Raw genomic sequence first — 21544 nt, forward strand, 5'->3', positions numbered from 1 at the left:
AGAGCGATGTACTCGCCTGCCGTCCATGCCCAGAAGGTGGCATTCGACCGCTGTCGAGATAACTTGCCATTTATTGGACGCTGTGGTTAGAACAGCTAACCAATGCAGATCGACCTAAACCTCCTGACCCTGTTCGCCGCGGTGGCGGAGACCGGCAATTTCCGTGCGGCGGCCGACCGCCTCGGGGTGACGCGCTCGGCCGTCAGCCAGGGCGTCCAGCGCCTGGAGGCGGCGCTGGGGCAGGCGCTGTTCCTGCGTACCACCCGCAGCGTGCGGCTGACCGAAGCCGGGGAGCGCTTCCTGGCGCAGGTTTCCACCCCACTGGCCGAAATCGCGGGCGCCATCGATGCGGCGTCAGGCTCGGCGGCGGAACCCCGCGGCCTGCTGCGGATCGCCGTCACCTCGATTGCCGAGCGCTTCCTGTCCGGGCCGCTGATCGCCTCTTTCAGCGAAGCCTATCCGGGCGTCACCCTCGACGTGACGGTGACCGATCTGGAATTCGATATCGTTGCTGCCGGCTTCGATGCGGGCGTGCGTCTCGGCGAGGTCATCGAGCGCGACATGATCGCGGTGCCGCTGACGGGCGACCAGCGCCAGATCGCGGTGGCGACACCCGGCTATCTCGCGCGTCACGGGACGCCGGGGCACCCGCGCGACCTCGTCCGCCACCGCTGCATCGGCTGGCGGCCACAGCCGGAGACGGCCCCCTACCGCTGGGAGTTCGAGAAGGACGGGCACGCCTTCGACGTGTCGGTCGAGCCGCAGATCACCACCAACGACATGCTGCTGATGCTTCGCACCGCGCTCGCCGGCGCTGGCATCACCTTTGGGATCGAGGAGACGTTCCAGCCCTATCTTGAGCGCGGTGAACTGGTCACGATCCTCGACGACTGGCTGCCGCCCTTCGCCGGCTTCTTCCTGTATTTTCCGAGCCGGCGGACGGTGACGCCCAAGCTCCGCGCCCTGATCGACCATGTGCGGCGCCACCGTGAGGGAACGAAATCCGGGTAACCGTCCTGTCACCCCTCGACATAGGCCGCAAGCTCTTCCGGGGTTCCCTGTGGGAACGCCGACTTCAGATGCTCCAGGAAGGCAGAGACGCGCGCATTGAGCAGCCGCCGCGTCGGGTAGAGCACCCACAACTCCGTCTCGGACCCGACAACATCGCCCCATCTCACCAGCCTGCCGGCAGCCAGATCCGGGCTGGCGAGCGACAGCGGCAGGCGGGCGGCCCCCACACCCATGCGAACCGCATCGCGGACCATGACGAAGGACGAGAGGCTGAGCATCGGTTCGACCGCGATACTCGACGGCCCGGCCAATGTCGCAATCTCCCACGATCCGGACCCGGGTCCGGCTTGTCCCGGCGATCCGCGGGTGACGACAGGAACGGTGTCGTTGCCCGCGGGGAACGGCAGGTCCGGACTCGCCACCACGACAAGGCGGTCCCGCAGGAAGACGCGCCCGACAAGGCCCTCGTCCGGGTCCGGATTGACGCGGATGACCAGATCATAGGCTTCCTCGACCATGTCGACGGCGCGGTCCTCCGTGACGATCTCAAGCCGGACCTCCGGGTATTTGCGCAGGAATCCGGCCGCCAGCTTGCCAACGGCGGTCTGCGAGAACAGCAGCGGCGCGCTGATCCGCAACCGTCCGCGAGGGCTGTGGCCGCCGGACGCAATCGCCTTCGCCGTCTCGTCGAGTTCGGTCAGCAATGCGCCGGTCCGCTCGAACAGCGCCTGGCCCTCCGCGGTCAGCTTGAGCGTCCGAGCGCCGCGCTCGAACAGGCGGAGATCGAGGCTTGCCTCCAACTCCGCGACACGCCGCGACAAGGTCGCCTTTGGGCGACCGGCCGCGCGCGCCGCCTTTCCAAACCCGCCATGGCGGGCGACCAGATTGAAATCGGCCAGGGCGAGCAGGTCCATCCGTTCCACCAGTGAGACGATCCGTCCAAATTCGCCGCCTATCGGACCCTGCATGGATCGGTAAAGTCAAGGGCGTCAACTGAACCCCAAAGCGGAGTGACCCCCATGACCATCCTCGTTACCGGAGCCACCGGCCGTGTCGGCCGCCATGTCGTCGACCAGTTGGTCAAGCGCGGCGCCGACGTGCGCGTGCTGACCCGCGACCCGTCGAAAGCCGCTTTCCCCGCCGGTGTGGAAGTCGCCCAGGGCGACATGCTGGACATCGATGCGCTGCGTACTGCCTTCCGCGGCATCCGCACCCTGTTCCTGCTGAATGCCGTCACCGGCGACGAATTCACCCAGGCGCTCGTCACCCTGAACATTGCGCGCGAGGCCGGCGTCGAACGGGTCGTCTATCAGTCGGTGTTCGAAGCCGACCGTGCGGTGAACGTGCCGCATTTCGCCGTGAAGTTCGGCGCCGAGCGCATGCTCGACCGCATGGGCTTCAGCGCCACCATCCTGCGTCCGTCCTACTTCATCGACAACGAACTGATGATCAAGGACGTGATCACCGGCCACGGCGTCTACCCGATGCCGATCGGCAGCAAGGGCGTGGCGATGGTCGATGCGCGGGACATCGCCGAGGTCGCGGCCATCGAGCTGATCCGTCGTGACCGGGCGCCGGGGAAACTGCCGGTGGACATCATCAACCTCGTCGGCCCCGATACGCTGACGGGTCCGCAAGTGGCAGCGATCTGGTCCGATCTGCTGGGCCGCACCGTGGTCTATGGCGGCGACGATCCCAGCGGGTTCGAGCGGACCATGGCCTCCTTCATGCCGAAATGGACCGCCTATGAGATGCGCCTGATGGCCGAGCGCTACGTCAGCGACGGCATGATCCCCGAAGCCGGCGATGTCGAGCGGTTGACCAAGCTGCTGGGCCGCCCGCTGCACAGCTACCGCAGCTTCGCCGCCGCGCTCGCTGCGGCCTGAAACCTCACGATCCTTGGGTCGGTTGCAAAGTTCGACGACAGCTTTGAGGGTAACGGAGACCAGCCCCCGGCTTGCTGTCGGACTTTGTAACAGAACCTCGCGTATGGTGCCCCGCCCTCAAAGAGGGTGATACTTTGACAAATTTTGCCATACTCTCCATAATGACGGCCGGTCATGACGAGGAGCCACCCATGGCGACGATGAATGTCAGTCTTCCGTCCGAGATGGTCGATTTCGTCGAGCATGAAGTGGCGACGGGTGGTTATGCGTCGTCGAGTGAAGTGGTTCGCGAGGCATTGCGCCTGCTGCAACGGGATCGCGCGCAGGAGCAGGAGAAGATAGCCATCCTGCGGCGCGAGGTCGCTGCCGGACTTGCGGCGGCGGCGCAAGGCGATTTCTCCTCCCGATCAGCCCTGGATATTGCCGAGCAGGTTGCTCGGGAATGAGCCACCGGCTCACCGCTCCAGCCGAGCGCGACATCCTGGATATCCTGCGCACGACGCGGACACGGTTTGGAACCGCCCAACTGCGCACCTATGCAACGCTGATCGAAAAGGCGATCCAGATGGTTGCCGAGGTCCCTGACCGGCCGGGAATGCTGCCGCGTCCGGAACTTGGTCCAGACGTTCGTCTGTTCCATCTGGAACTGGCAGCAGGCCGACGCGGTGCTGCCGCGCACTGCCTCTATTACACGACCGGGCTCCTGCCCGATGGGACAATCGGCACGATCATCCTGCGTGTGCTTCATGAAGGCATGGAACCACGGCGCAAGGTGGCCCGATCCTTGACCGGCCTCTCATGACCGGCATCGCTTTTCAACAATCGAGATCAGGAGACAATAGGGGATGGACGGCAGGCTTCAGGAACGGTGGGACGCGGTCATCTTCGATTTCGACGGCGTGCTGTGCGATTCCAACGACCTGAAGGGTGAAACCTTCGCCACGCTGTATGCCCATGAGGGGCCGGAGGTTCAGGACGCCATCCGCGCCTATCACCGGGACAATGGCGGCATGCCGCGGCGGGAAAAGCTGGCGCGCTTCGAACGCGATATTCTCGGCCGCGCCCTGGACGAGGACCGGCTGGACCGGATGGTCGCCGGTTTCGCCGCCGCGGTGGAGGAGGCGGTGATCGCCTGCGCCGAAATTCCCGGCGCGACGGACTTCCTGGCCACCCATGCCGGCCGACCCGCCCTGTTCATCATTTCCGCGACGCCGCATGAGGAAATGCTGCGCATCGCCGAGCGACGGGGCATGACCGACCGATTCGTGTCCGTCCACGGCAGCCCGCCAAGTAAGGCGGAAACGGCTGCCATGCTGATCGCCCGCCACGGCCTGCGTCCCGGCCGCGTTGCCTTCGTCGGCGATGCCGTTCAGGACTATGCGGCGGCGACGGCTCTCGACCTGCATTTCGTCGGGGTGCGCGATGCCGACGGCCGCCACCCCTTCCCCGACGGAACACTGACCATCGCCGATCTGCGTGACCTTTCCGCAGCCCTTGCCACGCTTTGAAGCCGCCCGATGGGTGCGGAAGGCCGGTTCCGGACCGGTCCTCCGCACCAATCGTCGGGCCGCTGTCGAGCGTTCAGTGGGACGGATGGGCGGGGGCGCGGGCGGTCAGCGGCATGACCGGGATGTCACCCATCCCCTCCAGGACGCGCTCGGTGCCGGCGCTGCTCTGGTTCAGCTCCCGGTGCAGAACCTCGCGGTCACAGGCGTCTTCCCAGATCGACACCACGATGCTGACGACGCAGTTGCTGATGATGCTGGTCAGGGCGCGGGCTTCGGACATGAAGCGGTCGATGCCGACCAGCAGCGCGACGCCGGCGACCGGCAGGTCCGGCATCACCGTCAGCGTGGCGACCAGGGCGACGAAGCCGCTGCCGGTGACGCCGGCGGCACCCTTGGAGGTCAGCAGCATGACGCCGAGCATGGCGACGATCTGACCGGCCGACAGGTGGATGTCGCAGGCCTGGGCGATGAACAGCGAGGCGAGGGTCAGGTAGATCGCGGTGCCGTCGAGGTTGAAGGAATAGCCCATCGGCAGAACCAGGCCGGAGATGCCCTTCTTGCAGCCCAGCGCTTCCAACTTCTGCAAGACGCGCGGCAGGACCGGCTCGGAGGACGAGGTGCCGAGAACGATCAGCAACTCCTCGCGGAAGTAGCGCAGGACCTTCCACAGGCTGAAACCGTGCAGACGGGCCAGCGTGCCGATGATCGCCACCAGGAAGACGCCGCAGGCGACATAGAAGGTCAGGATCAGCAGGCCGAGCGAGCCGATGCTGTCGATGCCGTATTTGCCGACGGTGAAGGCCATCGCGCCGAAGGCACCGATGGGAGCCAGCTTCATGATGAAGCCGAAGGCGGCGAACAGCACGTGGGAGAAGGACTCGATGCCCTGCACCACCGGTTCGCCGGCCTTGCCGACCCGCGTCAGGCCGAAGCCGACCAGCACGGAGATGAGCAGCACCGGCAGCACCTCGCCCTCGGCGAAGGCGCCGAAGAAGGAATGCGGGATGATGTGCATCAGGAAGTCGGTGAAGCCGACCGGGGCGGCCTGCTTGGCGTAGCGCGCGGCCACCGCCGGGTCGAGCGACGACGGCGACACATGCATGCCGACGCCCGGCTCGATGATCATGACCGCGGCCAGCCCGATGAGCAGCGCCGCCGCCGTCAGCGCGTAGAACAGCGCCATCGACTTGACCAGTGTCTTGCCGATCTCGCGGGTGTCGTTCAGGCTGGTGATGCCGCTGACGATGGTGCAGAAGACCACCGGCGCGATCATCATCTTGACCAGCTTGACGAACCCATCGCCCAGCGGCTTCAGGCCCGCGCCGAAATCGGGCCAGAAATGGCCGGCCAGGATGCCCAGGGTCAGGCCGACGACGACCTGGAAATAGAGCGCCTTGTAGATGGCCTTGGGCTTGCCCGGCGTCAGGGTATCGGTCCCCGTTTGTGGACGCATAACGTTTCCTCCTCTCTGATTCTGTGGCGTCAGGCCGCCATGGCGGTCCGCGACCGGGTCGACGGGCGGGCGAACACGGTTCCCTCGAACAGGCGCCGCGCGGTGCGCAGGATGCTGGCGGTCGGCGCGGATTGGCCCGCCTCGAGGCGGACAGTCAGCCGGCCGGCCGGATGTTCGAAGGTGATGTCGCCGGGCATGGTGAACCGTCCCACCAAAGTGGCGGCCACGGTTTCCGGAATGGTGCAGGCGGTGGCGGTGGCGACGGCGCCGGTGATGGCCATCGCCCGATGGCAATCGTGCGGCATGAAATAGCGGACGGACAGCGTGCCGCCGCGCGTCGGCGGGGCCAGCAGGACCGGCTTGGGGATCACCATGCCGGCCGCGTTGGGAAAGCCCATGCGGCGGCCGGCTTCGACGCGCAGCGCCTCCAGCCGGGCCATGAACTCCCGGTCGGACCGGAAGCTGTCCACCGGCTCGTACCCCGTCTTGCCGAGGTCGGCGGCGCGGACCAGCATCACCGGGATGGCGGCGTCGACGCAGGACACCCGGATCCCGTCGATCAGGTCGACCGGCGATCCGGTGGGCAGCAGCCGGCCGGTGTTGGCGCCAGCGGCGTCGAGAAAGGCAAGATGGATGGGGGCGGCGGTGCCGGGCACGCCGTCGATGACGGCCTCTCCCTCATAGGCCACCTGACCGCCGGGGGTCTGGATGCGGGCCTCGATCAGCTTGCCGGTGTTGACGTTGTGGATGCGCACCACCGTGACGCCGTTCGCCGCCGGGACAAGTCCGGACTCGATGGCGAAGGGGCCGACCGCGGCCAGCATGTTGCCGCAGTTGGGCGACGTGTCGACCACCCCTTCCTGCACCCGCACCTGGGCGAACAGGTAATCCACATCCGCGCCCGCCCTGGTGGCGGGACCGACGATGGCGACCTTGCTGGTCAGCGGGTTGCCGCCGCCGATGCCATCGATCCCCAGATCGTTCCCCGCCCCCATCACCGAGAGCAGGAGGGCGTCGCGCTCCGCCGGAAGGGCAGGAAGGTCGGACGCCAGAAAGAAGGGGCCGCGAGAGGTCCCGCCGCGCATCATCACGCAGGGAATGCCGATCTGGCGGTTCATCGAATTTGTCATGGCGCTGGGTTTCTCTTGGGTTCGCCGGTGGCGAAGAAAGCCGATGCGCCGATATTCTGTCCGCGAACGATATTTGTGAAATGCATTGATTCGCACTATTATTCCATTTCACGCATCAATGTGCGGCCAGCAAAGCTGGGCAAAATTCCTGTGGAGCCGGGCATGAATTTCGAGCTGGTCGATCTGAAGGCATTCATCGCCGTGGCGGAGCTGGGCAGCTTCAACCGCGCCGCCGAGCTTCTGAACCTGTCGCAGCCGGCGCTCAGCCGCCGCATCCAGAAGCTGGAGGACACGCTGGGCGTGGCGCTGTTCGAGCGTTCCACCCGCCATGTCGCGCTGACGATGGTGGGGCGCGATTTCATGCCCAAGGTCCGCCGCTTCCTGGACGAGTTCGAAACGTCTCTGCTGGGGATCAGCGATCTCGGCGCACGGAGCGGCGGCCAGATCACCATCGCCTCCGTCCCGACGGCGGTGTTCTATTTCCTCCCCAACGCGATCAGCCGCTTCAGCATCGCGTTCCCGCGGATCCGCATCCGCATCCTCGATCTCGGCGCCAACGAGGGGTTGGAGGCGGTGGCGCGCGGCGAGGCCGATTTCGGCATCAACTTCATCGGCACCTCGCATCCGGACATCGAATTCACGCCGCTGGCCGAGGATCCCTTCGTCGTCGCCTGCCGGCACGATCACCCGCTGGCGGCCCACACGGTGGTGAACTGGGACGAGCTGGCCGCGCACCGGGTCATCACCGTGGGCCGGACCAGCGGCAACCGGGCGCTGATCGACAACGCCCTGGCGCAGCACGGCCTGAAGCTCAACTGGTCCTACGAGATCACGCATCTCGCAAGTTCGCTCGGTCTGGTGGAGGCCGGGCTCGGCGTCGCCGTGCTTCCCAAGCTCGCCACGCCGTCCTCCGGCCATCCCATCATCCTGACCCTTCCCCTGGGCCATCCGAAGATCTCCCGGACCATCGGCGTCGTCCGGCGGCATGGCGCCATCCTCTCACCGATGGCGGCGCGCTTTCTCGAAGTCCTGCTCGGCTCCTGGCGGCTGTAACCGGCTGCTGTGACTGGCAGTCCGCCGTTACGCCCTGTCCTGCTGCCGTCCGTCCCGCCGCAGCGAAACGACCGACGCGCCGTCAGCGGCGGACGACGTGTCCGCAACCTCCGGAAGGCCGCCGGACTGTCCGGACAGAAGCATCTGCGGCTTCATGGTCAGGTAACGCACGCAGCTGACCCGCAGGAAGGAGGCGAGATTCTGCACGGCCCCATGGGCCTCCAGAACCTCGTCGTACAGCGACAGGATCAGCCTGTTCGTCGTCGTCCCCTGTTCCGCGGCGATGTCGGCAAGGACGTTCCAGAACAGGTTCTCCAAACGGATGCTGGTGACCATGCCGTGGATGCGCACCGACCGTGACCGCGCCTCGTACAGGATCGGATCGGCGTTGACGAAGATCTGGCACATGCGCCCATCCTTCCTTGAACGCGGTTTTAAACCCGGCTGCCGTTGCTTTGGACGGAGCGGCTTTCACGCCTTGCCGGCGGATATGCGCTGAATGCCGTGCTGGCTCATTTTCCGATACAGCGTGCTGCGCGAGATGCCGAGGACGGCCGCCGCGTCCGACAGGTTCCCACCGGTTGCCGCAATCACGTCCTTGATGGTCCTCTGTTCGGTCTCTGTCAGCGCCATTGCCGTTGGAGGCGACACTGGAGTCGATGCGATGGCGCCGGGCGCCACGATGGGCGGGGCCGGGGATCCCAGCAACGGCCACCCATCGGCCGCCACGCAACCGCAGGCATCGCGCAGCTCGTCCGGCAGGTCGTCGATGTCGATGCTGCCACTGGTGGACAGCAGGACCGCCCGTTCGACAGCGTTGCGCAGCTCCCGGACATTGCCCGGCCAGTCGTAGCGTTGCAGGAGATCCAGCGCCGCCGCGGTGAAACGGACGGGCGCTCGGCCGTGCCGCTGCGCCAGCAGGCCGTTGAAGTGGGAGATCAGGCGGGGAACATCGCCATGGCGGTCGCGCAGGGGCGGCACGCGCAGGGCGGTCACGGCGAGGCGGTGGTACAGGTCGCGGCGGAAGCGGCCGGCAGCGACCTCCTGCCGGAGGTTCCGGTTGGTCATGGCGAGCAGCCGCACCGACACCCGGCGCGGCACGCTGTCGCCGATGCGGTACAGCACGCCTTCCTCCAGAACCCGCAGCAGATAGGGCTGAAGGTCGAGCGGCAACTCGCCGATCTCGTCGAGGCACAGTGTGCCGCCGTCCGCCAGTTCGAAGCGGCCGATGCGCCCTTCCGCCGCCGCGCCGGTGAAGGCGCCGCGCACATAGCCGAACAGCTCGCTGCCCAGCATCTCGCGCGAGACGGCACCGCAGTTGAACGGCACGAAGGGGCCGCCGGCCGCAGCACTGTGGCCGTGGACGGCGCGGGCGAACAGTTCCTTGCCGACGCCGGTCTCGCCCTCGATCAGAATGGGGACCGGCAGAGGCGCCAGACGTTCCCCCTGCCCGATCACCATGCGCAGGCTGTCGCTGTCCCCGACGATGTCGGCGAAGCGCGAGCGGCTGTGGTCGGACTCGTCCGGCACGGCGCGACGGCCGGCGGATGGGCGGCCAGATGCCGCAGCGGGGATGACCAGCAGCGTTCCCCGCCGCTCGCCATCCAGGATCAGCGGCCGGACCCAGTCGGCCGGAACCGGCAACCGGTCTGCTGCCCCACCTCCGAGCCCGCCCGCGATCCCAGCTATCGGCAGCCTCGTCCCCCGGTTCAGCTGCGGCAGATCCGATCCGAAACTGGCCTTCAGCAGATGCGCTGCCTTGCGGCTGGCATAAAGCAGGCGCCCGCGGGCATCGAGTGCGATCAGTCCTTCGCCGGCATATTTCTGGCTGTCCTCCAGGCAGGCCTCCAGCAGCCGCACATGTTCGGCCTCGGTCTGGCGGGCAAGGTTCCATTCCACCTGCCGGGCGGCGACCACGGCCAGGGCAAGCGCCTGCCCGGTGAAACTCTGCTTCAGGCCGGAGATGTCGAGCAGGCCGACCACCGATCCGTCGACAGGGTCGTGAATCGGCGCCCCGGCGCAGCTCCATCCCTTGATGCCGGCGCAGTAATGCTCCGCCGCCTGGACAAGCACCGGCTGCTTGGACGCCAGCGCCGTGCCGATGCCGTTGGTCCCGGCGAAGGTCTCGCCCCACTGTCCACCGCAGGCCAGACTGATGTCGCGCGCCACGCTCAAGGTGGCACGGTCGCCGGCCGCCTCCAGCACCACGCCGTTGGCATCGGTGATCAGCATCACCGTGCGGGTGCCGGACAGCAGGTCCGCCGCCTCCGCCAGGGTCGTGGCCGCCGCCTGGAGCAGGTCACGGTTGTCGCGGCGCAACGCCTCGATATGATCGCGGCCAATCACCGGGGCGGCGTCAGCCCGCGCATCGACCAGGAAGCTTTGACATCGCGCCCAGGATCGGATGACCACGTCGCGCACGGGCAGATTGTCCCGACGCGAGCCGGAAACGAAATCCTCCCATGCCTTCATCGTCGCCGTTTCGCCATCCACCAGAGCGTGGAGCGCCGGTGCCGGCGAAGCGACAGCCAGACGGCCGGCGCCAGCCTGTTCGTTGGCCAACATTGTCCCTCCCTGCTTCCCGGCGTCTTCTGTGGAGTGTTTCCGATGCGCCGATTGTCTTTGGACAAGGGATGCGGAGGCTAATCCGGACATGCTCCGCATCAAGGATTGTTTGTACAAGAAATCATAAGCCGAACCGAAGCGGGAGCGGTAGTAGCGGATTACTCTATGGCTTTTTTCCTGCCTTTCTCTCCGAAGGGGGAGGTGGGGTGTTACGGCCGGGAAAGGGTCAGGTCCGCCCGTACCGTTCCATTCCGCCGCCGCGGGCCGGGCCGGCGGTGGGATCGACGTCGTCGGGGATGTCGGCGATCAGGGTGTGGGTGGTCAGCACCAGCTTGGCGACCGAGACCGCGTTCAGCAACGCCAGCGTGGTGACCTTGACCGGGTCGATGATGCCCGCGGCGAACAGGTCGCCGAACCGGCCGCTGCGGGCGTCGAAACCGGACCCGTCGGGAAGCGTGGCGACGCGCGCAGCGACGCCGGCCCCGTCCAGCCCGCCATTCTCCGCGATGCAGATCAAAGGTTGCAGCATCGCCCGCTGCACCAGCCGCACCCCGGCCCTCTCGCCCTCCCCCACATCCTCGGCCAGCCGGTCGAGCAGCGGGGCGACGCGGGCGAGCGCAGTACCGCCGCCGGGGACCACCCCATCCGCCAGCGCGGCGCGGGCGGCGGCGAGCGAATCCTCCAGAAGCTGGGCGGTGCGCTTCTGCTCCACCGGGGTGGCGCCGCCGACCTCAATCAGGGCGGTGCCGTGCGTCAGCTTCGCCAGCCGCTGGGACAGCTTGTCCCGCTCGATGTTGGGCGGCGCCTCCTCCCACTGGCGCTGCACCAGGGCGCGGCGGGCCGCCAGCGCGTCCGGATTGCCATGGCCGCGCAGGATGGTGGTCCGGCCGGCGGACACCTCGATGCGGTCGGCGCCCCCCAGATCCTCCGCCGCCACGCTGTCGAGGCGTCCGCCCAGGTCACGGGCGATCACCCGCCCGCCGGTCAGGATCGCGATGTCCTCCATCGTCGCCTGACGCCAGTGGCCGAATTCCGGCGGATTGATCGCCACCACCGTGGCGCGCCCGTCGCGGCGCAGTGCCATCAGTGCCGCCACCACCTCCGGCGCCACGCTGTCGGCGATGATCAGCAGCGGGCGGTGCCCGGCGGCGATGCGGTCGACCAGACGCAGGACCGGTTCCGGATCGGTGATCTTGTGGTCGGTCATCAGGATGTAGGGCCGTTCCAGCACCGCGCTCTGGCCGGTCGGTTCGGTCGCCATGTGGTGGGACAGGAACCCGCGGTCCAGCACCATGCCCTCCAGCACATGCAGCGCCGTCGGCGCGCCCGGCTGGCCGTATTCGATGTCGATCACCCCCTCCACCCCGACCCGGCGCAGCGCGTCCGCCACCAGCCGGCCAAGCGCCGGATCGGTCGCCGCGACGGTCGCCACCTGCTCCAGCTGGGCATGGCTTTCCAACGGCCGGGCGATGTGGCGGAGCCGGTCGACGACGACGCCGCAGGCGCGCTCCATCCCCTCCACCAGTTCGACCGAGCCGTGACCGTCGGCCAGAACGGCGACACCGTCCTGGATCAGCGCGTCGGCCAGAACGGTGGCTGTGGTGGTGCCGTCGCCGGCCACGTCGTTGGTCTGCTTCGACACCTCGCGCACCACCTGGGCGCCCATATTCTCGAAGCGGCAGGGCAGCTCGATCTCGGCGGCGATGCTGACGCCGTCGCGGGAGATCATCGGCGTGCCGATGGGGCGGTCGATGATCGCGTTGGTTCCCTTCGGCCCCAGCGTGCCGCGCACCGCCAGCGCCAGCTTGCCCACCCCACGGGCAAGCGCGGCCCGCGCTTCGGCACGGTGCAGCATCATCTTCGGCATGGCGACTTTCCCTCCCATTTTTGATTTTGCGGATTTGAAAAAAGAGGCGGAACCCACCGGACCTGAAGCAGGCCCCGCCTTCCCGAGGTCATTGGCCCGAGATCACTCGTCTCAGGTCATTCATAGGCCAGCGCATCGTCCATGTTGCCGAAGAGGACGACGGTGTCCTCGTCGATCATGACCATGCGGCCATAGTGGGTGGAGGTGGAGATCTCGAAGATGTGCGGGGTCATCTCGCGGCCCAGCGCTTCACCGATCTCGCTCATTTTGAACTCGATCTTGCCTTCGCCGTCGATGCGGATCATCGCCGGCAGATAGGTGACGGTGATGCCGGGCTTGCTCTCCATCACCTCGGCGATGCAACGCGCCTCGACGCTGTCGTTCATCGTCACGCCGCACTGGTGCGAGATGGTGCCGTCCTGGGTGATGTCCTTCAGCGGCTTGAAAAGCTGCTGCACGGTGGTGACGCTCATGGTTTTCGTCCTTTTGGCGGAAATGCGGGAAGGATCACTCGGCAGCAGCGTCGGTAACCGCCGCAGGAGTTGCGGCCTGCCCGACCTCGACCGGCGGCAGGGCCGGCAGGTCGGCGTCGATGCCGATCTCCCGCCCGATGGCGGCGACGCGCCCGCGCGCCCGCTCGAACGCTTCGACGAAGTTGGCAGCCTTGACCCGGGGCAGCGACCACAGCGGCTGAAGCTGCAAGGCCGCCTTCACCGCCAGCCCGCCATGATGGGTGAACCAGCTTTGCAGCATGGTCCGGTTGTCCTCGCCATGGGCCGGATCGCGCAGCAGCAGGGCGAACAGCTCCACCGCGTTGGCGAGGTTCCGCTCATAATCCGCTTCGGCCGCCGAGATGACCGACGGGGTGGAGAAGTCGTTCTGCGCCGCGGCCACCTGCATGACGAAGCCGCTGCGGAACAGCTCGCCGACCAGCGGTTCGAAGACAAGGTTGACGGCGAAATACTGCTCAAGGAAGTCGGTGGCGGCGCGGATATGCTCCACCGCCTCGCGGCAGGGCTGCCAGATCGGATCGTCCAGCCAGTGCGCCTTGCCGGCATCCAGGTCGAACCCGCCGATATCGCTGCCGACCTCCGCCAGATAGAGCGTCAGATCCTGGGCGAAGCGCAGCTTGTAGGAGGCGTTGGTCAGGATGGCGTTGTTGACCATCTGGGTGTAGCCGTAGCGCTGCGCCCGCATCAGCGCGGTGCCCAAGCCATACTCGGCATGCTTGAAGGCGCCGACATGGTTCTGGAGCACGGCGACCCAGGCCTTGTCAAAGCGCTGGGGCGCCCCGGCGCGGCGCGCGTTCTCCACCACGTTCTGGATCATGCCGACGATGGTGGACTGGCGCTGGTAATGGGTGCGTTCCCATTCCTGATCGGGCGCGCGGAACCCATGCCAGTCCGTGCATTTCAGCGCGGTCCAGTCCTTGGAATATGTGGGCGTGCCGTCGCCGAAGGAGATGATCCAGTTCTGGAGCAGATAGCGCTCCGGATCGGGCTGGACGTCGACCGTCACGTCCTCGTAATGGGTCGCCTTGCGGCCCTTCGGCTCGAAGTAATTGTAGCGGCGGCTGTCGGAGCCCGGAAATACCTTGGCCCCGGCGGCTGCGGATACGGTTTCGGTTTCCTGCATGGTCATTGTCGTTCCTCCCGTGTTTGCATAAGCCCGCCTCAGTGGCCCGTCTCAGCGGGTCGCGGGGGTGAATTTGTCGAAATAGACGCGCGCGGAATCGACGCCGGCCATTTGCAGGACCGGCAGCACCGCGTCGATCATCGGCGGCGGCCCGCAGGAGAAGACGTCGGCCTCCTCCACCTCATCCATCCCGGACAGGTGCCGGCGCAGCACCTCGTGGATGAAGCCGGTCTCGCCCGTCCAGCCGTCGCCCTCCTCGGCATGCGACAGGGCTGGGATGAAGGCGAAGTCCGGCAGGCTGCGGGCGAACTCCTCGAACTGGTCGAGGTGGAACAGGTCCTTTCGGCTGCGGGCGCCGTAGAAGAGGCGCACCGGCCGCGTCTCGCCGCTGGCGGCCTGATCGCGCAGGATCGACAACAGCGGCGCCATGCCCGACCCGCCGCCGACCAGGATCATCGGCCCTTCCCGCCCCTCGCGGCGGAAGCAGCTGCCGTAGGGGCCGCGGACGCTCACCCGGTCGCCGACCGACAGCCCACCGTCCAGCTGGCGGGAGAAGGCGCCGTCCGGGTATTTCTTGATGATGAACTCCAGCCTGCTGCCGTCCGCCGGCGGGTTGCCCATCGAGAAGGAGCGGGTCAGGCCGATGCCGGGCAGCGTGATGTCGACATATTGCCCGGCCCAGAACTTCATCGGCTGGTCGAGGTCCAGCGCGATGGCGACGATGTCGTGGGTCAGCGGCTCCACCGCCGCCAGCCGCGCGTTGAAGTCCTTCACCGGGATGGAGCGGGACAGCAGATCCTCGTCATAGTTCAGCAGCTCCACCGCCACGTCGCTGTAGGCCAGCGAGCGGCACAGCAGGATGTGGTTGCTGTCGCGCTCCGGATCGGAGAGCGCGAAGGTGGAGTATTTCAGCATCTCCACGTCACCGTCGATCAGCAGGCATTTGCAGGCGGAGCATTGCCCCTCCTTGCAGCCATGCATCAGCGAGACGCCCTGGCGGAAGGCGGCGTCGAGGATGGTTTCCCCTTCCGCCACCTCCATTTCGATGCCGACCGGCTCCAGCCGGACGGTGTGGACGGCCGGGCTGTTCTGTAGCGCTTGTGCGGTCATGGTCTGTCGATCTCCGCGGCGATGTCCGCCTGTAAAGTCCGCAGGGCATCCCGTTCCCCCTCTCCAGCCGGAAAGGGGGCCGGAAAAGGGGGGCAGGCCCGAGTGAAGGAGCGGGAGATCAGACCCGGCGGATCTTGAAGCCCTTGCGGTACTCGTCCACATGCGTTTGACGCTGTTGCGGCGTCATTTCGCGGAGCGCCAGCAGCGGGCTGCGGATGGTGTGGCCACGCACATGGTCGAGCGTCCACATGTCCTTCTCCTCGAAGGACAGATGCGGCTGGGCGACCAGCGTCTTCCCGTCGGGACGGACGAAGCCCATGTCTTGGATGGCGTCGGCGAGGTCCCAGCCGTCATAGACCTCCTCCCACTGGCGCCGGCCGGAGAAGCGGCCCATCGCCGGGGTCGGGCGGCCCTGGTACTCGGCGGCGAAGGCCTCCTTGTGGGTCCAGCGGTCGACCTCGGAGGCGTAGGTGAACAGCTCGCCGTCCACTTCGTCGGTCGTGAAATCCTCGCGGATGACGCAGGGCACCAGGCTCGACCAGCAGCGGTGCGGATAGACGTAGCCGGTGTCGGCGAAGGTGATCGGCACGCTGCCGGGCTTGCTGAGCTTGGCGTAATTCTCCCACCAGACGCCGAACTCGTCGTACCAGCCCGGATACTTGCTCTCGAACCATTCGAAGTCGCGTTCGGTCATCGCCTCGATGCGCCAGAAATTGGCCCACCAGCCGGCGGAGAAGAACTGGGCAATCTTGTGGACGTAGTTCTTCTTGACGATGCTGTCGAAGGCTTCGTGGACGTCGTCGTGGTGGATCTTGATGCCGTACTTCTCCAGCGGCAGCAGGTAGGTGCGGTAGTAATCCTCGAAGATCCAGCGGTGCCACAGCTCGGCGTAGGATTCCTTGTTCTTGTCGCGGTGCTTGGTGCCGTATTCGATGATCGTGCCGATGGCGGCATCGACGATCATGTGGTTCTGCCAGAAGGAATAGCGGATGTCGCGTTCCAGCAGCAGATGGTTGTCCGGCTCCTTCAGCACCGACATCAGCATGGAATGGCCGTTGCCGATGTGGCGGGACTCGTCGCTCTGCACCGACAGGAAGACGGTGGGCAGGGCATAGTCGCCGTTGCGCGCCGCCTCCGACGGCATGGCGACGAACAGGGTGTTGGTGAAGGCGGTCTCCGCCACGACCTGCAAATAGATGTTGGACGCGGTGATGGCGTCGCCGGTCAGGAAGGCCTCACCGAACTGCCGGCCGATGGTGGTGGCGTAGCATTTGCCGAACGCCTTCTCGGTGATGTCGAACCCGGCCGGGTCGATGTAGTTCTCCATGTACCATTTCTTGAGGTTCATCTGGATCGTCGAGTGCCGGAACTCGTCGATCATCTGCATGGTGAAGCCGGTGCGCAGATCGTCGCCCGGCGCCAGCTGGCCCAGCGTCGCCATCGAGCGCGCCGCCGAGATCTCCGGGAAGGGGATGATCGCCAGGAACAGCTTCATCCATTCGATCCAGCGCGGCTCGACATTGCGGAACATGTCGCCGCGCAGGGCGGCGTCCAGCGCGCCATAGACGCGGTTGTCCTTCTCCTCCTGCATCGGGAAGTAGGAGCGCAGGACCTGTTTCATCGGGTCGCGCGGCGCCTTGGAGATCTTGTAGTCGGTCGGGAAGCTCATCGCCTCCTTGACGTAGGACGGCGTCCAGCCGAGATCGGCGACGCGGCGGGCCGCCTCGGTGATGCCGATGCCTTTCTGGCTGGTGATCTTGTTCAGCGTCAATCCATCCGGCATGTCGTCTCTCCCCATGATTTTGATGATGTTGATCCGGGCCTGAAGGATCGCGTCGGCCGCTTATGCCGGATGACGGGACACCGACAGGTTCAAGGGCGGGATCATCGGCCGGACCGGGGCCGCACAGCAGCGCGGCGAAGATGGTCCGCAGCTTCAGGCTTTTTGCGACCGCCGAAGCGGGGCGGTTGCAACGCCCACCCCACAAAGCAATCGACGTGCCAGAACGCCGAAGGCAGCCGGACAAGTGATTTTAAAGAATGTTCGTCTAGCGCACTGTCTCATCATGGGACGATCTGTCGCGCCATGGGTGTCCCATAATGAAACAGTTGGGACAGCCATTTCCCGCGACACCGCACAAAACCCGCCCTTCCCCTTATCGAATGCGGCTTTGCCTGGCGTGGCACGCCCCTTGCTCCAGTCTCATCGACGGTGCCGCACCGGCTGGTCCGAAGTCGCGGCGCCCAAAGGCTTCGGCCATGATTTCGGCCAAAATTTCGGGAGGAACTTCAAACGATGAGGCATGCGATGCACGCGAGGATGTCGCCGCACCGCTGGGTGATGTTGCTGCTCCTTCTGTCCATACCCTTCTCGCCCTTCACGAAAAAATCCGCGGCGGCGGACGGCGAGACGCTGTTCCGCCAGCAATGCGGGACCTGCCATTCGGTGAAGAAGGACGACGGGCCGCGCGCCGGGCCGCCGCTGTACGGCGTCATCGGCCGCAAGGCCGGCACGGCCGACGGCTTCGAGTATTCCGATGCGCTGCGCGGCGCCGGCTTCGCCTGGGACACCGGCCATCTGGAGAACTGGCTGGCCAACTCCAACCAGTTCGTTCCCGGCAGCTACATGAACTACCGGCAGGACGACGACAGCGTCCGCAAGAGCATCGTCCAGTTCTTGGAAACCAGCGCCAAACGGTAACGCCCTCCCTCAAACGACCTCATGGGAATCATCATGGCCAAGATCATCCACATGATGGTGCGCGTCCTCGACGAACAGCGGTCGCTGGACTTCTACGCCAAGGCCTTCGGGTTGGAACCGGCCGAGCGGCTGGGCTTCGACGGCTTCACGCTGATCTACCTGCGCAACGCCGAAAACGACATGGAGCTGGAGCTGACCGTCAACCATGACCGGACTGCGCCCTACACCCATGGCGACGGCTACGGCCACATGGCGGTGGCGGTGGACGATCTGGACGGCGAGCACGCCCGGCTGGCGGCCCTGGGCTTCCCGGTGACCCCGGTGAGGGAATTCGCCCCCGGCGGCACGCTGCTGGCCCGCTTCTTCTTCGTCACCGATCCGGATGGCTACAAGACCGAGGTCCTGCAACGCCACGGCCGCTACCGGTAAGTCCAAACCTCAACCCAACAATAACCGAACCATGGGAAGGAGACGTCGATCATGCGCGTTCTCGACAAACGGACACGGTTCAACCGGCGGAATTTTCTGAAGACCTCCGCCGCGTCGGTTGCGGCGGCCGGTGCGGTTTCCGGCGGGATGGTGTCGATCACGGCGATGCCGGCCTGGGCCGAAGGTCTGACCGCCATCAAGCCCGACGCGGCCAAGACCCTGCTGGCGATGGTGCGCGACCTCTATCCGCACGACCGGCTGGGCGACGCCTATTACGAGAAGGCGCTGGCCTCGATGGACCAGGAAGCGGCGAAGGACGCGACCCTGGCGGGCCAGCTCAACGAAGGGGCGGTGGCGTTGGATGCCGCCGCGCGCAAGCTGCGCAACGCTCCCTATGCCGCGATCAAGGCAGAGGCGGACCGTGTCGCGGTGCTGAAATCCATCGAGACCACGCCCTTCTTCCGCAAGGTCCGCGGCGACATGGTGGTCGCCCTCTACAACCAGCCGGAGGTGTGGGCGAAGCTCGGCTACGAAGGGGCGTCGGCCGAATATGGCGGCTACATCCACCGCGGCTTCGACGATCTGGACTGGATCAAGGACGCCTGACGGCCTCACCGGCTTGCATCAATGCTTGCCGCACCGAACGCGCACCGAATGCCCGAAAAAATGGGGAGGACCGAGACATGGTTGCGAAATTCGCGATGGATGACGACAACGTCGTGGTGGTGATCGGATCGGGGGCCGGCGGCGGCACCCTGGCGAACGAGCTGGCCCAGAAGGGCGTCAAGGTGGTCTGCCTGGAGGCCGGCGGGCGTCACGAGATCCAGGATTTCGTGAACGACGAGTGGAAGAGCTTCTCGCAGATCTCCTGGCTGGACAAGCGCACCACCTCGGGAAGCTGGCGGGTGGCGAAGGACTTCCCCAACCTGCCGGCCTGGATCGTCAAGGCGGTCGGCGGTTCCACCGTCCATTGGGCCGGCGCCTCGCTCCGCTTCCAGGAGCATGAGTTCAAGACGCGCACCACTTACGGCGCGGTGGAGGGCGCCAACCTGCTCGACTGGCCGGTGACGCTGGCGGAGATGGAGCCCTATTACGACAAGGCCGAGTTCAAGATGGGGACGACCGGCACCAACGGCATCCCGCGCCTGCCCGGCAACAACAATTACAAGGTGCTGGCGGCCGGTGCCAAGAAGCTGGGCTACAGCGAGTTCCACACCGGCAACATGTCGATCAACAGCAAGCCGCGCGACGGCCGCGGCGCCTGCCAGCAGATCGGCTTCTGTTTCCAGGGCTGCAAGTCGGGGGCGAAATGGTCGACCCTCTACACTGAGATCCCCAAGGGCGAGGCCACCGGCAATCTGGAGGTCCGGCCGAACTCCCAGGTCCTGAAGATCGAGCATGACGCGAAGGGCAAGGTCAACGCCGTGCTCTATGCCGACGCCACCGGCGCCATGCACCGCCAGAAGGCCCGCATCGTCGCGGTCGCCGGCAACTCGATCGAAAGCCCGCGCCTGCTGCTGAACTCGGCATCGACGATGTTTCCGGACGGGCTGACGAACTCGTCCGGTCAGGTCGGGCGCAACTACATGCGGCACATGACCGGCTCGGTTTATGGGGTGTTCGACCGGCCGGTGCACATGTACCGCGGCACCACCATGGCCGGGATCATCCGCGACGAATCCCGCTTCGACCCGCGGCGCGGCTTCGTCGGCGGTTACGAGATGGAGACCCTGTCGCTCGGCGTGCCCTTCATGGCGGCTTTCCTCGATCCCGGAGCCTGGGGCCGCGACTTCAGCTCGGCGCTGGACGCTTACGACCACATCGCCGGCATGTGGCTGGTCGGCGAGGACATGGCGCGCGAGACCAACCGCGTCACCCTGCACGCGACGGAAAAGGACAAGTTCGGCCTGCCGATTCCCAACGTCAATTTCGACGACCATCCCAACGACATCGCCATGCGCACCCACGCTTATGGCCGCGGCTCGGCCGTCTATGACGCGGTGGGCGCGGTCAGGACCATCCACACCCCGCCCTACCCGTCCACCCACAATCTCGGCACCAACCGGATGAGCGCCAATGCCCGCGACGGCGTCGTCAACAAGTGGGGACAGGCGCACGACGTGAAGAACCTGTTCGTGTCGGACGGCAGCCAATTCACCAGCGGCGCGTCGGAAAACCCGACCCTGACCATCGTCGCGCTGGCGATCCGGCAAGCCGACTACATCGCCGACCAGATGAGCAAGCGGGAAATCTGACGATCCGCGAGGACCGCAAGCCTCCCGGCGTGAACGCGCCGGGGACTTGCGGCCCTTCCCCCGTCAGCGTGCCGGGCTGAAGGCCGGTCCGGTAAGCTCCGGCCCCTTCGCAGCGTCGGCGATGGTAATGGCGGCCGGTCCCTGCGCCCCCAGCGTGACCGTCACCGGCTTGCCGTTGTTGTAGTTCTTCCACATCTGGTAGAGCGCCAGCGCCGCGAACATCTTGGCGTCGCGGCTGGTGTTGTACAGCCATTCCTGGGTCGGAATGACCCTCAGCATGCCATTGGCGCCCTGCTCCACCTTGTCGGCGAAGCGGTAGCCGAGCTGCTCGCCGATGCCGGCGACCAGACCGTCGAAGCCGGGCGAAAGCTTGCCGAACCCGGCCTGCGCCGGAGCACTTTCGCCGCTGCCCAGCGTGCTGGCGCTCTGCCGCTTGACGAGATCGGAGAACAGCCAGCCCTCCTCCCCGGTGCGCAGGACGCGGACGCCCATCCAGTTGCCCTCCCGCCGCAATTCGACCACGTCCTCGCCGCGCATGATCGTGGAGCGGACTGCCGCATCGTCGGACGGACCGGCACGCAGATTGACCTTCTCGCCCGTCACCGCATGGATGTCGCCCGACGCCGCCAGCGCCGGCACCGACGCCGTTCCCGCCAACCCAAGCACTGCAACCAGGACCATGATCGTCGACCGTGACATGACAGTTCCTCCCGTTGGGGGTGCCCCGCGCACCGTTTCGCGAACAACGCATGGCGACCGTCGGATGATCCGCCAAACCGGAATTCCACATTTCCACTTGACCTGAAGTTAGCTTGAGGTTTTAGGCTGCCTGCATTGGATCTGGCATACCAGACCCGCCGACGACACTCGCAGGCAGGACGATGAGCAGTACGCAGCCTGAAACGCCGCAGCCCGCAGCCAAGGCACCATGGACGTTGCGC

Annotated in this window: 21 protein-coding genes; 10 read left to right on the forward strand and 11 right to left on the reverse strand. The window is 66.4% G+C overall.

Annotated elements, in window-relative coordinates; genetic code table 11:
* The first annotated feature begins 102 nt into the window (after positions 1–102).
* Entirely contained in the window at positions 103–1011 is a 909-nt protein-coding gene (locus VH569_RS14150; protein WP_423315912.1) for a LysR family transcriptional regulator, read from the forward strand.
* Between the two features lie 8 nt (positions 1012–1019).
* Here VH569_RS14150 and VH569_RS14155 read toward each other — a convergent pair whose 3' ends face one another.
* Positions 1020–1925, reverse strand: a complete 906-nt coding sequence (locus VH569_RS14155; protein WP_423315961.1) for a LysR family transcriptional regulator — start codon at positions 1923–1925, stop codon at positions 1020–1022.
* A 105-nt stretch (positions 1926–2030) separates the two neighbouring features.
* On the opposite strand from VH569_RS14155, the gene VH569_RS14160 reads away from it, so the two are divergent.
* The 4 genes from VH569_RS14160 to VH569_RS14175 all read left to right on the forward strand — a co-directional run bounded on the left by VH569_RS14160 (position 2031) and on the right by VH569_RS14175 (position 4405).
* Positions 2031–2897, forward strand: coding sequence for an SDR family oxidoreductase (locus VH569_RS14160; RefSeq protein WP_423315913.1), 867 nt, complete (start codon positions 2031–2033; stop codon positions 2895–2897).
* A 191-nt stretch (positions 2898–3088) separates the two neighbouring features.
* Complete coding sequence (locus tag VH569_RS14165; RefSeq protein ID WP_098738398.1) at positions 3089–3343, forward strand: type II toxin-antitoxin system ParD family antitoxin; 255 nt, start codon at positions 3089–3091, stop codon at positions 3341–3343.
* Positions 3340–3699: a type II toxin-antitoxin system RelE/ParE family toxin gene (locus VH569_RS14170; protein WP_423315914.1), complete on the forward strand. Its 360-nt coding sequence runs from the start codon at positions 3340–3342 to the stop codon at positions 3697–3699. The genes VH569_RS14165 and VH569_RS14170 overlap by 4 nt, the downstream gene beginning before the upstream one ends.
* A gap of 43 nt (positions 3700–3742) precedes the next feature.
* Complete coding sequence (locus VH569_RS14175) at positions 3743–4405, forward strand: HAD family hydrolase (protein WP_423315915.1); 663 nt, start codon at positions 3743–3745, stop codon at positions 4403–4405.
* A 73-nt stretch (positions 4406–4478) separates the two neighbouring features.
* On the opposite strand, the gene dctA is transcribed toward VH569_RS14175, so the two are convergent.
* Positions 4479–5858 carry a C4-dicarboxylate transporter DctA gene (gene dctA / locus VH569_RS14180; RefSeq protein ID WP_423315916.1) on the reverse strand — a complete coding sequence of 460 codons (1380 nt, stop codon included), beginning with the start codon at positions 5856–5858 and terminating at the stop codon, positions 4479–4481.
* A 29-nt stretch (positions 5859–5887) separates the two neighbouring features.
* Entirely contained in the window at positions 5888–6988 is a 1101-nt protein-coding gene (locus VH569_RS14185; protein WP_423315917.1) for a 4-oxalomesaconate tautomerase, read from the reverse strand.
* Between the two features lie 162 nt (positions 6989–7150).
* Here VH569_RS14185 and VH569_RS14190 point away from each other — a divergent pair, with 162 nt between their 5' ends.
* On the forward strand, positions 7151–8041 hold the full coding sequence (locus tag VH569_RS14190) for a LysR family transcriptional regulator (protein WP_376964766.1): 891 nt from the start codon (positions 7151–7153) through the stop codon (positions 8039–8041).
* A 27-nt stretch (positions 8042–8068) separates the two neighbouring features.
* Here the strand turns inward: VH569_RS14190 and VH569_RS14195 are convergent, their stop codons facing one another.
* The 7 genes from VH569_RS14195 to VH569_RS14225 form a co-directional block, all read right to left on the reverse strand.
* A complete protein-coding gene (locus VH569_RS14195) occupies positions 8069–8449 on the reverse strand; it encodes a ribbon-helix-helix domain-containing protein (protein ID WP_423315918.1) in 381 nt (126 codons plus the stop codon).
* A gap of 63 nt (positions 8450–8512) precedes the next feature.
* Positions 8513–10606: a sigma-54-dependent Fis family transcriptional regulator gene (locus tag VH569_RS14200; RefSeq protein ID WP_423315919.1), complete on the reverse strand. Its 2094-nt coding sequence runs from the start codon at positions 10604–10606 to the stop codon at positions 8513–8515.
* A gap of 226 nt (positions 10607–10832) precedes the next feature.
* Positions 10833–12473, reverse strand: coding sequence for a molecular chaperone GroEL (locus VH569_RS14205; protein ID WP_423315920.1), 1641 nt, complete (start codon positions 12471–12473; stop codon positions 10833–10835).
* 116 nt (positions 12474–12589) lie between these two features.
* Entirely contained in the window at positions 12590–12946 is a 357-nt protein-coding gene (locus VH569_RS14210) for an MmoB/DmpM family protein (protein ID WP_085086548.1), read from the reverse strand.
* 34 nt (positions 12947–12980) lie between these two features.
* Positions 12981–14114 carry an aromatic/alkene monooxygenase hydroxylase subunit beta gene (locus VH569_RS14215; protein WP_423315921.1) on the reverse strand — a complete coding sequence of 378 codons (1134 nt, stop codon included), beginning with the start codon at positions 14112–14114 and terminating at the stop codon, positions 12981–12983.
* Positions 14115–14159: 45 nt separating this feature from the next.
* On the reverse strand, positions 14160–15218 hold the full coding sequence (locus tag VH569_RS14220; protein ID WP_423315922.1) for an NADH:ubiquinone reductase (Na(+)-transporting) subunit F: 1059 nt from the start codon (positions 15216–15218) through the stop codon (positions 14160–14162).
* Between the two features lie 118 nt (positions 15219–15336).
* Entirely contained in the window at positions 15337–17001 is a 1665-nt protein-coding gene (locus VH569_RS14225; protein WP_423315923.1) for an aromatic/alkene/methane monooxygenase hydroxylase/oxygenase subunit alpha, read from the reverse strand.
* Positions 17002–17526: 525 nt separating this feature from the next.
* On the opposite strand from VH569_RS14225, the gene VH569_RS14230 reads away from it, so the two are divergent.
* The 4 genes from VH569_RS14230 to VH569_RS14245 all read left to right on the forward strand — a co-directional run bounded on the left by VH569_RS14230 (position 17527) and on the right by VH569_RS14245 (position 20603).
* The gene (locus tag VH569_RS14230) at positions 17527–17919 is read left to right on the forward strand and encodes a c-type cytochrome (protein WP_423315924.1); all 393 of its coding nucleotides are present in this window, start codon (positions 17527–17529) and stop codon (positions 17917–17919) included.
* A 33-nt stretch (positions 17920–17952) separates the two neighbouring features.
* Complete coding sequence (locus VH569_RS14235) at positions 17953–18348, forward strand: VOC family protein (protein WP_423315925.1); 396 nt, start codon at positions 17953–17955, stop codon at positions 18346–18348.
* Between the two features lie 51 nt (positions 18349–18399).
* On the forward strand, positions 18400–18954 hold the full coding sequence (locus VH569_RS14240) for a twin-arginine translocation signal domain-containing protein (protein WP_423315926.1): 555 nt from the start codon (positions 18400–18402) through the stop codon (positions 18952–18954).
* Between the two features lie 77 nt (positions 18955–19031).
* Entirely contained in the window at positions 19032–20603 is a 1572-nt protein-coding gene (locus VH569_RS14245; RefSeq protein ID WP_423315927.1) for a GMC family oxidoreductase, read from the forward strand.
* A 63-nt stretch (positions 20604–20666) separates the two neighbouring features.
* Here the strand turns inward: VH569_RS14245 and VH569_RS14250 are convergent, their stop codons facing one another.
* A complete protein-coding gene (locus VH569_RS14250) occupies positions 20667–21302 on the reverse strand; it encodes an SH3 domain-containing protein (RefSeq protein ID WP_423315928.1) in 636 nt (211 codons plus the stop codon).
* Positions 21303–21544 lie beyond the last annotated feature (242 nt).

Origin of the sequence: Azospirillum sp. 11R-A (assembly GCF_049472615.1) — a bacterium.
Lineage (GTDB): Bacteria > Pseudomonadota > Alphaproteobacteria > Azospirillales > Azospirillaceae > Azospirillum > Azospirillum palustre.

Excerpts from the sequence above, each read along its gene's own strand:
- VH569_RS14235 (WP_423315925.1), top strand. The coding sequence starts at position 17,953 with ATGGCCAAGATCATCCACATGATGGTGCGCGTCCTCGACGAACAGCGG.
- VH569_RS14195 (WP_423315918.1), bottom strand. The coding sequence starts at position 8,449 with ATGTGCCAGATCTTCGTCAACGCCGATCCGATCCTGTACGAGGCGCGG.
- VH569_RS14190 (WP_376964766.1), top strand. The coding sequence starts at position 7,151 with ATGAATTTCGAGCTGGTCGATCTGAAGGCATTCATCGCCGTGGCGGAG.
- VH569_RS14245 (WP_423315927.1), top strand. The coding sequence starts at position 19,032 with ATGGTTGCGAAATTCGCGATGGATGACGACAACGTCGTGGTGGTGATC.
- VH569_RS14175 (WP_423315915.1), top strand. The coding sequence starts at position 3,743 with ATGGACGGCAGGCTTCAGGAACGGTGGGACGCGGTCATCTTCGATTTC.
- VH569_RS14185 (WP_423315917.1), bottom strand. The coding sequence starts at position 6,988 with ATGACAAATTCGATGAACCGCCAGATCGGCATTCCCTGCGTGATGATG.
- VH569_RS14200 (WP_423315919.1), bottom strand. The coding sequence starts at position 10,606 with ATGTTGGCCAACGAACAGGCTGGCGCCGGCCGTCTGGCTGTCGCTTCG.
- VH569_RS14230 (WP_423315924.1), top strand. The coding sequence starts at position 17,527 with ATGCACGCGAGGATGTCGCCGCACCGCTGGGTGATGTTGCTGCTCCTT.
- VH569_RS14240 (WP_423315926.1), top strand. The coding sequence starts at position 18,400 with ATGCGCGTTCTCGACAAACGGACACGGTTCAACCGGCGGAATTTTCTG.
- VH569_RS14170 (WP_423315914.1), top strand. The coding sequence starts at position 3,340 with ATGAGCCACCGGCTCACCGCTCCAGCCGAGCGCGACATCCTGGATATC.
- VH569_RS14250 (WP_423315928.1), bottom strand. The coding sequence starts at position 21,302 with ATGTCACGGTCGACGATCATGGTCCTGGTTGCAGTGCTTGGGTTGGCG.
- VH569_RS14205 (WP_423315920.1), bottom strand. The coding sequence starts at position 12,473 with ATGCCGAAGATGATGCTGCACCGTGCCGAAGCGCGGGCCGCGCTTGCC.
- VH569_RS14220 (WP_423315922.1), bottom strand. The coding sequence starts at position 15,218 with ATGACCGCACAAGCGCTACAGAACAGCCCGGCCGTCCACACCGTCCGG.
- VH569_RS14155 (WP_423315961.1), bottom strand. The coding sequence starts at position 1,925 with ATGGACCTGCTCGCCCTGGCCGATTTCAATCTGGTCGCCCGCCATGGC.
- VH569_RS14160 (WP_423315913.1), top strand. The coding sequence starts at position 2,031 with ATGACCATCCTCGTTACCGGAGCCACCGGCCGTGTCGGCCGCCATGTC.
- VH569_RS14210 (WP_085086548.1), bottom strand. The coding sequence starts at position 12,946 with ATGAGCGTCACCACCGTGCAGCAGCTTTTCAAGCCGCTGAAGGACATC.
- VH569_RS14225 (WP_423315923.1), bottom strand. The coding sequence starts at position 17,001 with ATGCCGGATGGATTGACGCTGAACAAGATCACCAGCCAGAAAGGCATC.
- VH569_RS14150 (WP_423315912.1), top strand. The coding sequence starts at position 103 with ATGCAGATCGACCTAAACCTCCTGACCCTGTTCGCCGCGGTGGCGGAG.
- VH569_RS14215 (WP_423315921.1), bottom strand. The coding sequence starts at position 14,114 with ATGACCATGCAGGAAACCGAAACCGTATCCGCAGCCGCCGGGGCCAAG.
- VH569_RS14165 (WP_098738398.1), top strand. The coding sequence starts at position 3,089 with ATGGCGACGATGAATGTCAGTCTTCCGTCCGAGATGGTCGATTTCGTC.
- dctA (WP_423315916.1), bottom strand. The coding sequence starts at position 5,858 with ATGCGTCCACAAACGGGGACCGATACCCTGACGCCGGGCAAGCCCAAG.